Below are 14028 nucleotides of genomic sequence, written 5' to 3' on the forward strand. Positions count from 1 at the left end.
CAGGACTCTCGACAAGCCCTATTTTCCCTGATCAGAAGGCACTTCTTCGTTTCCGGTCCACTCCTTGGACAGCCCTTAACGAAGGGCCGAGGCTAATGGTCCCATCGTGATTGAGTTGCAGCGTCGTGTCGATATCGACCCAGCCGTCGTTCTTCCTCACATGGATCGGCTGCGCAAAAGTCTCTGTGGAGAACGTCCCCGAGGGGTTCGCGAACAACCTGCTGTTCTCGGCACGCCTCTGTAAGACCTCCACTGGTAGGCCGGTGCGGATTGCCTCGGCGGTGGCCTCGGCGAGGATGCTTATCTCATCGCGTCGGTCCGCTTCAGTTGTGGCTGACGGAGTCGCAGCCGCAGCATCAGTCAGTGGGGGCGATCCAAGCGCGCCAGCCGCGAGTGTTAAGGCTAAGCCAGCCGCCAAAACGCGGCGGTGGCGTTGCCGTAAGTGCCCTGATATGGCAAGGGGGACGGACACGACCGGTGCCTCCAAGGACGATCTAACAGGACGGACAGCGGATCGTATGGGCGCGGATGCTCTCCGTCAAGATCTTGAATACGAGAATCTCATCCCTGACGATGATCTCCCGTCTCTTTGCCCCGGCCACCCCGGTCCGTCTCTTGTGGAGGCAAGATGCCTACGCGGCATGTCCGCCGATCACCTCGCTGGTCGATACGCAGGTGGGTGCCTGCCCGTCTCCGCCGAGCTCGTGTGCTGTCGGCCCTGCTGACGATCACACTGGTCTCGATGGGGCTTGGGCAACTGCCGGCATCTGCTGCTGAAACCGAGCGGCCGTCGTGGGCGGCACCCAAGGAGCCCTCGGTGCCGGGCACGAAGATGAAGCTCCGAGCGGCACCACCCAACCCGGCAGAGCAGGCTGCGGTACGCGGCGTGCGCGAGGTCGTGTGGCCTGCGGCGTCCTCCAGCGAGGTGGACCTGGCAGCGCAGCAATCTGCCCGGTCTGGCACGGCGCGAGTGCGGGTCGGAGACTCGCCAGTGTCGGTGGGGGTAGCGACTCGACGTGACGCCCGCCTGGCGGATGATGTTCCCGATCCGCGTCGGGTGCGGGTGCAGGTGCTCGACCGTGCAGCGACCATTAAGGCCAAGTCGGACGGGTTGCTGTTGCGGGTGCAGCGGACTGACACCGGCCGGTCCAGCGACCGAGTGTCGTTGCAGGTCGACTACAAGTCCTTTGGTTACGCGTACGGGGGAGACTGGGCTGCGCGGTTGCGTCTGGTGGCGCTGCCCGAGTGTGCGCTGACCACTCCGGACCGCTCGGAGTGCCAGGGCCGCCCGGTTCCCACCAGCAACGACACTGCAGCTGGTCAGCTGGTCGCAGATGTCGGTGTGAAGACGGACAGTGTGACCACCTTCGCGGTGACAGCCGCTGCCTCCGGCGCGTCGGGGTCGTACGCGGCCACGCCGTTGGCCCCCTCGGCGACCTGGTCCCACGGCGGCTCTTCGGGAGATTTCAGCTGGTCGTACCCGTTGCGAGTGCCGCCTGCGATCAACGGGCCGGCCCCCCAGATCGGACTCTCGTATTCCTCGGGCTCGGTCGATGGACGCACGGTGACTACCAACAATCAGCCGTCCTGGATCGGTGAGGGCTTCGAGTTCTGGCCGGGTCTGGTGGAGCGCCGGTACAAGCCGTGTGCCATGGACACGGAAAAGAAGAACAACCAGTTGCCCAACAACGTCGGTCGTCCGACCGGTGACCAGTGCTGGGCCACGGACAACGCCACCATCTCGCTCAACGGCAAGGGGTCCGAGCTGGTGCCAGTCGACGCGGCTGGCACGACGTGGCGGATGAAAAACGACGACGGCACCCGTGTGCAGCGGAAGCTCGACACTGGTCGCGGCAACGGTGATGCCGATGGGGAGTACTGGGTCGCGACCACCCCGGATGGCACCCAATACCACTTCGGCTACCACAAGCTGCCGGGATTCACCGGCGCTACTGGACAGGAAACCACCAACTCGACCTGGACCACGCCGGTCTACGGCAACCATCCAGGTGAGAACGGCTACAAGGCCGGAGACTTCGCTGGTTCGGAGCGCGCCCAGGGCTGGCGATGGAACCTGGACTACGTCGTAGACGTACACGGCAACACCATGTCCTACTTCTACGGTGCGGAGACCAACCGCTATGCCCGTAACGCCGACGTCAACGACGCCGCTGTCTACACCCGTGGCGGCTACCTCAAGCGCATCGACTACGGACAGCGTGAGAACGAGGTGTACGCCACCAAGCCGGTCGGGCAGGTCGTCTTCGAGGTGGCGGACCGGTGTGCTGAGGGCACGGTCTGTGATTTCGATCATCCGGACAGCTGGCCGGACACCCCGGTAGACCAAAATTGCTCGGCTGCACCCTGCAACGACGGGTTCTCTCCGACCTTCTGGACGCAGAAGAGACTGGCCAAAGTCACCACGAAGGTCTGGGACGGCACCTCCGAGTACCGGCTGGTGGACTCCTGGACGCTGAAGCACCTCTACGCAGACCCGGGCGACTTCACCAGGGCAGGGCTCTGGCTCGACTCGATCTCACACACCGGGCACGTAGCACCCGCTGGCCAGGAGATCACCCTGCCCGACGTCAAGTTCACTGGTGAGGCGTTCAACAACCGAGTCGACTCGGCAGCTTCCGATCACGTCGCTCCGCACAACTGGTGGCGAGTTACGGCAGTCCAGGCCGAGAACGGTGGCCGGATCGCGGTGAACTATGAGACGCCCGACTGCTTCGCGCCAGGTGGCCTTCCGGCGAGCCCGGACACCAACACCAAACGGTGTCAGCCAGTGCGCTGGTCTCCCGACCCCTCGCTCAGCGAGCGGCTGGACTGGTTCCACAAGTACGTCGTGAAGTCGATCAAGCAGTCGGATGAGCTTGATGGAACCAAGCCGGTCGAAAAGCACTACGAGTACCTGGGCGGAGCAGCCTGGCGCTACGACGAGGTCGACGGGATCACCCCCGAGGAGGAAAAGACCTGGAGCCAGTGGCGTGGCTATGGCCGGGTCAAGACCCGTACAGGCAGCCCGACCGAAGGCCAGATGGTCACCGAAACTCGGTACTTCCGAGGCATGGACGGCGACCGCACCGCCAGCGGTGGCCAGAAGGACGTGTGGGTCACCGACTCCCGTGGTGCTGGCTTCGAGGCAGAGGACCACGACCGTCTTGCCGGGTCGGTCCGAGAGACCATCGCCTGGCTTGCCGAGGATACCTCGATGCTGTCCCGTAGCATCGATGATCCATGGATTTCCGAGCCGACTGCCACCTCGGTCAAGCCGTGGGGTACCACCAAAGCCACGCTGGTTGACACCATTCGGACGCATGGGCGGTTTGCTGTCGAAGGCGGCTGGCGGGACAGCTTGATCGAGAAGACCATCGACGCTGACGGCACCGTCACTGCGGTCAGTTCCAAGCCGCACGTGGGCAAACCCGAGTTCGACACCTGCACCCGGTACGAGTTCGTCTCGAACACCACCAAGCACCTGATCGACCTGCCGAAGCGGGTGGAGAATGTCGCCAAGGCATGCGACGCGACTCCAGTCCGGCCCGCCGATGTCATCTCTGAGGCACTCAGCTTCTATGCGGCAACGAGACGCACGGTGCGGAGCCCACGAAGGGCCAGGTCACCCGGGTCGATGAGTTCTCGGGATGGGACACCGCCCAGAACAAGGCGACGTACCAAACCGTATCGCGGGCGGCGTACGCAGATCCGCACGGCCGGATGACCGAGTCCGTTGACGTCAAGGGCGGGGTGACCAAGACCCTATACACCCCGGCGACGGGCGGCCCGGTCACCAGCGTCAAGACCATCAACCCGCTGCTGCACGAGTCGACCACCTACGTGGAGCCGGCGTTCGGAGCGCAGACCGCGACGGTCGACGTGAATGGTCTCCGGACCGACATGGAGCTCGATGGGCTCGGCCGGCTGTCGAAGGTCTGGGGACCAGGGCGTACCAAGGGCACGGACACGCCGGACGCCGAGTTCGCTTACCTGATTGCCACCAACGGCACGGACGTGATCACCACTAAACGGTTGCAGCCCACCGGTGTCTACCAGACGAAGTACGAGTTGTATGACGGTCTGGGCCGGCTGCGCCAATCCCAGATTCCGGCTGTCGGGGGTGGTCGTGTCGTCTCCGACATGATCTATGACTCTCGCGGTTTGCTGGTCAAGAAGAGCGGCCCCTACTTCAACTCAGCGCCGCCGGCCTTCGAAGTGCTGCTGGTCGCAGATGATGCGATCGCCTCCCAGGCGCGAACGATCTACGACCTTGCCGGTCGGGTGACCAACGAGATCACCTTCGCCAACGGTGCGGAGAAGTGGCGGACCACCATTCACCGCACTGGCACCGACCGCGTTGACGTGGATCCGCCGACCGGTGGTACCGCCACCACGACGATCACCGACGCGCGGGGCAGCACGATCAAGCTCCGCCAGTACAAGGGCTCCTCGCCGACGGGCACCTACGACGAAACTACCTACAGCTACAACAACAAGGGGCAGTTGACCACTGTTACCGACGCCGCCCCAAACGGTGGGAACAAGTGGCAGTACTTCTATGACGTACGTGGTCGAGTCGAGCGGACCGTTGACCCGGACCGGGGCACGACCAGCTTCACCTACACCCCAGCTGGCGAGCAGGAAACAGTCACAACTCAGGACGGCAAGAAGCTTGCCTATGAGTACGACGTCCTCGGCCGCAGCATCGCCCTGCACGACAACTCGCTGAGCGGTGCGAAGCGCGCGGAGTGGGTGTACGACACCCTCCACAAGGGGATGCCGACTTCGTCGACCCGGTATGCGGATGGCAACGCGTGGACCACGCGGGTGGTGGGTTACGACAACGCGACCGGCCAACCCACCGGCACGGAAATCTCGGTTCCCGCCTCCGAGGGCGTGCTGGCTGGCAACTACCGCTTCGATATGACGTACCTGCCGGACGGCAGCCCGGCGACGACGAAGATGCCCGCCGCCGGCGGCCTGGCCGAGGAAACCCTGACGTACGGCTACAACGCCTACGGTCTGCCGACTACGCTTTCGGGGGCCGCAGCTACCGGGGCTACCGCCTACGTCGATGTCACGGAGTACACGCCCTTCGCTGAGCCGTCCCTGGTCGGACTAGGTGCCGGGGCGAAGTGGGTAGACCAAGAGATCTTCTACGAGGCCGGTACGCGTCGACTACAGGGCACCCGAGTCGCAACTGCTGCCAGTGGTTCAGGCTTTATCACCAACACGTCCTACACGTACGACGCGGTAGGCAACGTTACGGAGATTTCGGAGACGCCGACGGGTGTGGCGGCAGATAAGCAGTGTTTCCGCTATGACTATCTGACTCGGCTCACCCAGGCCTGGACTCCGGGTGACGGGGACTGCGCCCCTGACCCGACGGTGGGTGGATTGGGCGGTCCGGCGAAGTACTGGCATTCGTGGACCTATGACGAGACCGGTAACCGGACGTCTCAGGTTGTCCATGCTGCTGGTGGTGACACTACCTCTACCTACGGCTACCCGGCTCCGGGGCAGCCGCAGCCCCACACGATGACCCAGGTGGAGATTACCGACCCAGCGGGGACCCAGACAGTCGCCTATGGGTACGACGAGCTTGGTAATACCACGAGCCGGCCGGGCACTGGCTCTGAGCGCCAGACGCTGACATGGGATGCCGAGGGGCACCTGGAGAAGACCGTTGAGGGCGGCAAGGTCAGCACTTTCGTCTACGACGCCAGCGGTAACCGGATAGCCAAGCGGGACGCGTCGGGCACGACGGTCTACCTGCCAGGTATGGAGCTCAAGTCGGTTGGTGGGGCGACGAAGACTGCGGTCCGCTACTACAGCCACGGTGGACAGACGGTGGCGGTGCGGACGGATGACAACAAGCTGACCTGGATGTTCGCCGACAACCACGGTACGAACTCGGTGGCTGTGGATGCGGTGTCCCAGGCGGTGCAGCGTCGTTACTCGACTCCGTTCGGCGGGGACCGGGGTGATGTAGCGCCGGCGTGGCCGGATGACAAGGGCTTCGTCGGTGGAGTCAAGGACGACACCGGGCTGACACACCTTGGGGCTCGTGAGTACGACCCACAGACCGGGCGTTTCATTTCGGTTGATCCGATCATCGACCCGTCCGACCCGCAGCAGATGCACGGCTACGCGTATGCGGGTAACGCGCCAACCAGTTATGTCGACGCAACTGGGCTGCGTGAGGTCTGCGGTACCGGCGCTAACGACTACACCTGCGGTGATACCACAACCGACGTGGGTTTCACCGTCCCGTCTTACACGCCAGAAGACCTAAAGAACATTGTTGACGGCGCAAGAGAGGAAAAGGAGAAAGCTGAGGCAGTCAAGAAGAAGAGCCTCCTCGACATCATCATTGAGCAGGGTCTAGAGTTTTTACTGGAACTCCTTGGGATCCGCGATATCGAGCGATGCTTCCTCAAGGGAGATATTGGTGCCTGCGTAAGCACCGTGACCAACTTCATCCCGGCTGCAAAGCTTGCAAAGGCCGGTAAGGCCATCTTCTCGGGTGTCAAACGGGCCTTCAAGGCATACAAGGCTTGGCAGAAAGCGGCCAGACTAGCCGAGAAAGCCATCGCACGCGCCGATTCGGTTATCGAGTGGGCGACGAAGAAAGCTGACGAACTCGCGGCTGCGCTCGCAAAGGACAAAGCCCCTTCGTTGCCTGGTTGCGACCCCAAGAACAGCTTCGTTCCCGGCACGTTGGTTTTGATGGCTGACGGGAGCACGAAGCCGATCGAGGAAGTCCGGGTCGGCGATGAGGTAATCGCCACCGACCCTGAGACCGGCGAGTCTGGTCCCCGGGTGGTGACCCGAGAGATCACGGGCTCCGGCGACAAGGCGCTCGTCGAGGTCAGCGTCGATGTAGACGGCGACGAAGGCGATGTCACCGACACGATCGTCGCCACTGACGCTCACCCGTTCTGGGTTGCCAACGCTGGCCGCTGGGCCGACGCTGCCGACCTGCACCCCGGCGACACCCTGCTCGCTCCAGACGGCTCCCGCGTCCGCGTCATCGACATCGTCGCCTACAACGCCGTCGCCACCGTCCATAACCTCACCGTCGACGACATCCACACGTACTACGTGCAAGTGCACAATGTCTCAGTCCTCGTGCACAACTGTAACCAGGCTGGGCTTGCGGCCGCTGAGCGGGCAGGCGATCGCTTTGATCGCGCAGGAGGTGCCACCGGTGCCCTGCGTACGGATGAGCGCGGGTGGTTTCCTGATCCGCTTTCCTCGGGAAACAGGAATATCCACCCCAGCATTGATGGAAAGCCTGCGCCTGGAACCAGGTCAGGATTCAAGCATCACCTGGAGGCCCAGGTGGCGGCGCTTATGCGCCAGAATCCTGAAATGCGGAATGCGACACTTTATATTCACTTTCGGGATCCGGATGCTAAGCGAGAAGTTTGCGTACCCTGCGACGGGACTTTGGAGGATATGCTGCCGTCGGGTGCTTCCTTGACTGTCGTGTTTAGGCAGTTGGACGGGACCATTTTTTCATCAAGACCCTATATTGGTAACGCAAACTGATAGCAAGCAAAAAGGCGGGGTCCACATATTGTGGACCCCGCCTGCCTTCGTTCATTTAAAGAACCGTCATGCGACCTACCGTCGCCAATGCACTCCGGAAATTTCCTCGAGATGGGATAGCTGGCCAAATTCTGATGCGACCACTTCCACATCCCAGCCGGAGCCGGAGTCGGCCTTGACCGTCTCCGCGAGCGCGGCGTTCCCCATGAAAATCCGGTAACCCGGCGCTGGCCACTTCCAAGCGCCGAACGCAACTTCTTCCATAGGGGCTAGGGCTTCTTCCAATATTCTTTCAGGAACGGCAAGCGCTCTAATTCTAGCGGCGGCGCCATAGACGGCTTCTCTTACGGTATTATGTATGAGAAATTCCTCAAGCTGTTCCGGGTTCCTATCCCAGGGTTCGTAGCGCTCGGCATCGAATACACCTTCCGGGTCGTCAGGGTCGATGCACCAGCGCCAGTCGCCTGTAGCATCCACCATAAAGATGGCCTTTCCGTCTTCGGCGATGCGGATTCTCTCGGGGGAGATCATTGTCGTTGTGAACGTGAGTCGCGTCTCCCAGCGTGAGGTCAGCGTATGCCATTCCTTCAGCGGATTGGGAAGCCAATCGCAGGAACCAGGAAGCGGTGTTGCGTTTCTGCTGGGAGCGTCGTACCAGGTCGCGAGGAAGTCGGTTAGGTTAATTCTCTTGGGATCTATCACGCAGTCATTCTCTCATATGGGTGGCTTGTGGGATCCGCGATATCGAGCGATGCTTCCTCAAGGGAGATGTCGGTTCCTGCGTAAGCGCCGGCAGCAACTTCATTCCATCTGTAAAGATTTTGAAGGCTGGCAAAAGCGTCATCTCGGGTATAAATCGCGCTTTTAAGGCGTACAAGGCTTGGCAGAAAGCGGCCAGGCTCGCCGAGAAAGCCATCGCGCGCGCCGATTCGGTTATCGAGTGGGCAACAAAGAAGGCTGACGAACTCGCGGCCGCGCTCGCGAAGGGCCCAGAAGTCTCTTTGGTGCCTGATTGCAAGAAGAACAGCTTCGTTCCCGGCACGTTGGTTTTGATGGCTGACGGGAGCACGAAGCCGATCGAGGAAGTCCGGGTCGGCGATGAGGTAATCGCCACCGACCCTGAGACCGGCGAGTCTGGTCCCCGGGTGGTGACCCGAGAGATCACGGGCTCCGGCGACAAGGCGCTCGTCGAGGTCAGCATTGATGTAGACGGCGACGAAGGCGATGTCACCGACACGATCGTCGCCACTGACGCTCACCCGTTCTGGGTTGCCAACGCTGGCCGCTGGGCCGACGCTGCCGACCTGCACCCCGGCGACACCCTGCTCTCTCCAGAGGGCTCCCGCGTCCGCGTCATCGACATCGTCGCCTACAACGCCGTCGCCACCGTCCATAACCTCACCGTCGACGACATCCACACATACTACGTATCGGTCGGCAATGAGTCGGTTCTCGTACATAACTGCGGCATCGGCACGCAATTCGGCGTCCCGCGGAAGCCGGGCGTGTATGCAATAGAATTGAATGATGGGAATTTCTATATTGGCTCGGCCACCAGTAATATGCGAGGGCTCGTCAATGCGGCGGGCCGACAGGCCAAGCCGGGGAAGCGTCCACATGCTGTGGAGGCAGCCGGATATAATGCGAGCGACATTGTCAACGTAACGTGGGTGGAGGTGCCTGGCAATCTTCGTGGAAACAGATATATCAGCAAGGATGATGCTAGGTCGCTAGAGCAGAGCCAAAGCAAAGTCGGTTGGTCACTGAGTGGCTGCGTTGAGTAGCGTCGGGATGAGCATTTTGTTGGCGTGGTGTCGTTCCATGGTTTGTTTGATTCGGGTGTGACCGGCGAGGCGGATCAGGGCGAGGGCGAGATTGCGTAAGGCTGCCATGGTGTGGGCGGTGTTGCCGAGGTAGGCGTGGTGGGCGTCTTCGCCGAGTAGGACGTCACGGATCCAGTGAGGTGATCTCAGCAACTGTGCGGTAGGTACTTGTAGTCGAAATGAGTCAGATGCAGTGCTGCGGCGATGGTGTCACCGATTCCGCGGGGGCTGGCGGTGGTGTGTTGGAGTGCTTTCCAACGCCTGTTGATGATCGCGAAGCCGCGTTCACCTTGCCATCTCAGGCCGCGTAGCAGCCGATTGTAGGTGCGGTTGCCGACAGCGAGGGGCCTACGGTCGGACGGCTGCTTGACCGGGGTCTTGATGCCATGACCTGCGCCGTCGTAGCCGGCGTCGGCCAGCGCGGGCAGGTCGAGCTCGGCGGCTGACCAGTTGAGCGCGGCAGTGATGCCCAACTGTTGGGCACAGGTCAGGTCATGGACATGCCCAGGCGTCGCCGGCGAGGTCCATATCGGAATCCCGTCAGGGCGCATGACCGCTTGGATGTTCGCGCCGAAGCCCCGGTGCTTACCGGAGTACCAGGCGTCGATCGTTTCGCCTTTCACACTGGTGGTGGTCTCCGCGAGACGGTCACAGGCGAACAGTTTGCCGTCCAGGATCACATGCGACCAGCCGTCGTCGGCGACCCGCCGGAGGGCGTCGTGTAGGTCGGGTGCCTGAGCACACAGGACCGCGACGCCTTCGGCGACGTACCGGTAGGCGGTGGCCCGGGAGACACCGAAGCCTGCCCCTAACAGTGTTCTGTCCTCGCCCTTACGGAACCAGACCAACACCAGCAGGGCCTGCCGGTAGCAGGTCAACGCCCGCGTCCCGCGGCGGGTGCCCCGCGTACGGCGTTCGGTGGCCAGGAGTCGGGCGAGGTGGCGCACGAGTTCCGTGGGGACGTCGAGCATGGCACGATATGCGATCACGTGGGGTCCTCACCATGTGGGTGATCTTGTGGTGAGAACTACCTACCGAGGGCCCCACCCCTCATCCAGCACCGCCGCAAATCTACCGCGTTGCCCGTGTCGCACCAATCAACACATTCGCGATGCTGAGATCAGCTCAGTGCACCTTGTTCTCGATTGCCCAGTGTCCGCGTACGTGGGCGGCGATTTCGGTTGCGGTGCAGGTCAGGCTGGTGATGCCGTGCACGATGTGTTTGCTGACGCGTTGGCCGTCGGGGGCGTAGGTGTCACGGCGGATTCGGAAGACCTGGGTGGCGCCGGGGAAGTCGACGTCGTCGGCGGGTGCGGTCCAGATCGTGCGGGTGGTGTGGTGGCCGTTGCGGTGTTCGGTGTTGGTTGCGGCGGCGAGGTCGGAGACGGCTGCGGGGAGCCGTTCGGTGATCGCGGTGAGCAGGCCGGGCCGGTTTCCCTTGACGGTGAAGACGTAGCCGGCCTCGCGTTGTAGCAGGTAGGTGGCGGTGTTGTGGCTGGGGTGGGCGGCGTCGGCGGTGATCGTCATGCCGGTGAGGTCGACCGGGTCGAGCAGGGCGGCGATCTGGGTGACCTCGGTGGTGTCGGCCGGGACGCGGACCTGTGCGACGACCACGGCGGTGTCGTGGCGCATCGCGGAGAACAGTTGCACGTCTAGGCCGGTGGTGGTGCCGGGGCGGGTATTGCGGACGGTTTTCCCGTCGAGGGCCAGTCCGATACCGGCCTGCTCGTCGAGCAGGGTGTTGAGCCAGGTGCAGATCAGCCGGTCCATGACCGTGGCGTCGACGGTCTCGGTCAGCCGGCGCAGGGTGTCACGGCCTGGCGGGATCCGGATGCCCAGGACCGGGTGCCGGCGGGCGCCCGCGGCCTCGAGGAGGGCCTGCGGCAATTCCGCGATCCGATCGGCGGCCTGCCGGAAGTCACGCGCCCCGCACAGCAGTGCCATGGTCAACACCGTCAGTACCGCAGCCAGGGGATGCCGGACACCTTTCGGCTTACGTGGGTCGCTGACCTGTGCGAATAACGCGGCCAGGCCGGTGACCTGCCCAAGGTTGACCTCCCCGGACTCGTTCGTGACGACATCGGTGACCGCGTGCGAGACTGACACGAGCGGCCTTTCTGGTAGACGACGGTTGGCGTAGAGAACCGCCATCGTCTACTGAGGAAGGCCGCGTTCGTTCACCGACCCTGCCGCCATCAGGAACAACGAAGATCAACTAACTTTGCTTTGGCTCTGGTCGCTAGAGCAGGATGTTATGGATGTGTTTCTTTCTCAGGGGAAGGCGCTCATAAATCGTGACTATCCTGAAATGGAAAGCGGTCGCCATAACTCTAATTGGTTTAGCCGAATCTCAGGGCTTCTTCCGCACAGAAAATGAAATCTCGGAGGGCTGAGGTTCGTCCTGTGTCGCAAAATGGCCCGGAGCGCGGTGTGGGGATTTTACTGATGAGTCTGAGGGGTCGATGATCGTGGGTACGTGGAGTTCTGGGCCGTTCGACAATGACCATGCGATGGATCTTCTCGACGAGCTTGCTGAAATGAATGATCGTGAGAAGGCGGAATATCTCCGAGAGATCTTTACTAACGCCCTTGGACTTTCATCTACCGAACGAGTCTGGCCGAAAGAGGTAGTTGCTGCGGCGGCCCTTATCGCCTTGGCATTACCCGGCGGGGCCGTGGTGGTGATGTATGAGGAGGGCGACTTTGAGTCAGATGCCGAGGAGAACGCCGATGAGGAATGGTCGATTGCAATCCTTCGTGAGCCAGGGGTCGCCCTGGCCAGGCTTGCGCTTGACGCGCTTATGGAGGTTACGCGGCCGGAAGGTCGATGGTTTCTGGGGTGGCTTCTCGACAGTGATCGCGATGCTGCGTTGAACCATGTCGAGGCTGTCGCCCGCGTACTTCGAGCGGCCACCGCCTGAACTCGCCGCCATGAACGAGGTTCCTCGGGAATCACAGTTGTTTATAAACGTCCGTCCAGCCCCCGGTACGACTGCTTGCCGTCAGTCGTACCGGGGCCGGTTTTGTGGGGTGATGGGGGTCAGGTCTGGTGGTGGCGGGATGGGGTCCAGCCGAGAAACCGGGCGAAGAGCACGTACGGGTCGGGTGCGGTGTCCGGGTTGAGCGTGTAGAGGTCGGTCATCGCCTCGTGTAGTAGGCCGCTGAGGTGGACGTACAGCGGCACGGGGTTGTCCTGGAACTGTCGACGCAGGCTGAGTCGCGTCTGCGCACACGGCCACGGTTGCGCGTCGAAGCGGCAGATCCACAGCGGCCGTACCGTCCGATGCGGATCGGGGCGCAGATGCGGCGTCATGGTCTGCCTTTCGTCGGGCCTGGCGCATCGGTCAGGCTGGCTGTGCGTATCGGTCTGGAAGGGGCCGCCCTGACGCGGGGAGCCCTACCGGGGGAGAACGTGCCGAAAGGCGACGACGAGGGCGGCCCCGCGGTTCCGCCCGTCCTTTGGCGAGCGCCGAGCGAAGGGGAAGTTCTGCCGGCGTTCTGGCGGGTCCGAGCGGTTCCGCTGCCCCTCATCCTTGTGATTGGCTGACTACTTTCGGCAGGGGCGACGCGCCTACCAGGCAAGACGTGCGCCCACCCAGTGCTCGTGTGTAGGAGTGTGTAGATGTCGAACCGCCCCCTACTGGACCTGCTCGCCGGTGAGCTGCGCCGGGCGCGTACGGCCCGTGGTCTGACCCAGGTCGCCCTCGGCGAGGAGATCAGCTATTCCGGCTCGCTGGTGGCGATGGTCGAGCAGAGCCGGCGGATACCGAAGCTCGACTTCACCGAGCGCTGTGACCGGGTGCTGAAGACCGACGGGCTGCTGGGCCGCATCCACCATGTGCTGTTGAGCGACACGCTGCTGCCGTGGTTCCGCGAGTGGGTGGCGATCGAACGGGAGGCGGTGGCGCTGCGGTCGTACGAGCCGCTGGTCGTACCCGGTCTGTTGCAGACCGAGGCGTACGCCCGGGCGCTGCTAACCGGAGCGAGCCGATTCAGTCAGGAAGAAATGGAGTCGCAGGTCATTGCTCGGTTGGAACGGCAGGTGGTGCTTTCCCCGGAGAAGCCGCCGTTGCTTGTTGCCGTCTTCGACGAGTACGTGCTGCGTCGCCCGGTCGGCGGGCCGGCGGTGATGCGGGAACAGCTACTGCACCTGGTCGAGGTCGGCACGCGGCACCATGTGCATCTGCACGTCGTGCCGGTCAGTGTCGGGGCGTACGTCGGGCTCAATGGTGCCTTTGTCATCGCCAGCCCCGGCGAGGGGGACGACGTGGCCTACCTGGACAACCAACTGAAGGGGCACATCGTGCAGAATCCCGCCGACCTGTTGACGTTGCGCAATACGTGGGAGGCTGTCCGGGCGGAGGCGCTGTCGCATGGGCAGACGATCGAAGTGATCAGGGAGGCGGTGCGGGCATGGACCTGACCGGCGCGAAGTGGCGTAAGAGCACCCGGAGCAGCGGCAACTCTGGCAACTGTGTAGAGGTCGCTGACAACCTGTCGGGTGTGGTGGGCGTACGGGACAGCAAGGATCGTTCTGGCCCGGCACTCGTTTTCGCGCCCGCAGCATGGCGCACGTTCGTCAACGCGGTAAAGACTCACTGATTCGTTGATGCTGGGCAATGCGTGGGAGGCTGTTCGGGCGGAGGCGCTG

General features: G+C 62.9%; 11 protein-coding genes. 6 read left to right on the top strand and 5 right to left on the bottom strand.

Annotated elements, in window-relative coordinates; all coding sequences use genetic code 11:
* Positions 1-817: 817 nt before the first annotated feature.
* Positions 818-3724 (top strand): hypothetical protein, encoded by a 2907-nt coding sequence (locus tag ACWDV4_RS27170; protein WP_449984284.1) that lies wholly within the window; start codon positions 818-820, stop codon positions 3722-3724.
* Positions 3721-7554 carry a polymorphic toxin-type HINT domain-containing protein gene (locus tag ACWDV4_RS27175; RefSeq protein WP_449984287.1) on the top strand — a complete coding sequence of 1278 codons (3834 nt, stop codon included), beginning with the start codon at positions 3721-3723 and terminating at the stop codon, positions 7552-7554. The genes ACWDV4_RS27170 and ACWDV4_RS27175 overlap by 4 nt, the downstream gene beginning before the upstream one ends.
* A 75-nt stretch (positions 7555-7629) precedes the next feature.
* Here ACWDV4_RS27175 and ACWDV4_RS27180 read toward each other — a convergent pair whose 3' ends face one another.
* Positions 7630-8256 carry a hypothetical protein gene (locus tag ACWDV4_RS27180; RefSeq protein ID WP_449984290.1) on the bottom strand — a complete coding sequence of 209 codons (627 nt, stop codon included), beginning with the start codon at positions 8254-8256 and terminating at the stop codon, positions 7630-7632.
* 20 nt (positions 8257-8276) lie between these two features.
* Between ACWDV4_RS27180 and ACWDV4_RS27185 the strand changes: the two genes are divergently transcribed.
* A complete protein-coding gene (locus tag ACWDV4_RS27185) occupies positions 8277-9338 on the top strand; it encodes a polymorphic toxin-type HINT domain-containing protein (RefSeq protein ID WP_449984293.1) in 1062 nt (353 codons plus the stop codon).
* Here the strand turns inward: ACWDV4_RS27185 and ACWDV4_RS27190 are convergent.
* The 3 genes from ACWDV4_RS27190 to ACWDV4_RS27200 form a co-directional block, all read right to left on the bottom strand.
* Positions 9315-9530, bottom strand: coding sequence for a hypothetical protein (locus ACWDV4_RS27190; protein WP_449984296.1), 216 nt, complete (start codon positions 9528-9530; stop codon positions 9315-9317). The two genes, ACWDV4_RS27185 and ACWDV4_RS27190, sit on opposite strands and share 24 nt — an antisense overlap.
* Positions 9524-10366: a transposase family protein gene (locus ACWDV4_RS27195; protein WP_449984299.1), complete on the bottom strand. Its 843-nt coding sequence runs from the start codon at positions 10364-10366 to the stop codon at positions 9524-9526. Before ACWDV4_RS27195 ends, ACWDV4_RS27190 begins: the two co-directional genes overlap by 7 nt.
* Before the next feature lie 136 nt (positions 10367-10502).
* Complete coding sequence (locus ACWDV4_RS27200) at positions 10503-11483, bottom strand: ISAs1 family transposase (RefSeq protein ID WP_449984302.1); 981 nt, start codon at positions 11481-11483, stop codon at positions 10503-10505.
* 356 nt (positions 11484-11839) lie between these two features.
* On the opposite strand from ACWDV4_RS27200, the gene ACWDV4_RS27205 reads away from it, so the two are divergent.
* Positions 11840-12298: a DUF4259 domain-containing protein gene (locus ACWDV4_RS27205; protein WP_449984305.1), complete on the top strand. Its 459-nt coding sequence runs from the start codon at positions 11840-11842 to the stop codon at positions 12296-12298.
* 119 nt (positions 12299-12417) lie between these two features.
* Here the strand turns inward: ACWDV4_RS27205 and ACWDV4_RS27210 are convergent, their stop codons facing one another.
* Positions 12418-12690 carry a hypothetical protein gene (locus ACWDV4_RS27210; protein ID WP_449984308.1) on the bottom strand — a complete coding sequence of 91 codons (273 nt, stop codon included), beginning with the start codon at positions 12688-12690 and terminating at the stop codon, positions 12418-12420.
* Between the two features lie 309 nt (positions 12691-12999).
* On the opposite strand from ACWDV4_RS27210, the gene ACWDV4_RS27215 reads away from it, so the two are divergent.
* Both ACWDV4_RS27215 and ACWDV4_RS27220 read left to right on the top strand, forming a co-directional pair.
* Positions 13000-13800: a helix-turn-helix domain-containing protein gene (locus tag ACWDV4_RS27215; protein ID WP_449984310.1), complete on the top strand. Its 801-nt coding sequence runs from the start codon at positions 13000-13002 to the stop codon at positions 13798-13800.
* Positions 13791-13979: a DUF397 domain-containing protein gene (locus ACWDV4_RS27220; protein ID WP_449984312.1), complete on the top strand. Its 189-nt coding sequence runs from the start codon at positions 13791-13793 to the stop codon at positions 13977-13979. Before ACWDV4_RS27215 ends, ACWDV4_RS27220 begins: the two co-directional genes overlap by 10 nt.
* The last annotated feature ends 49 nt before the right edge of the window (positions 13980-14028 follow it).

This window comes from Micromonospora sp. NPDC003197 (assembly GCF_053590565.1).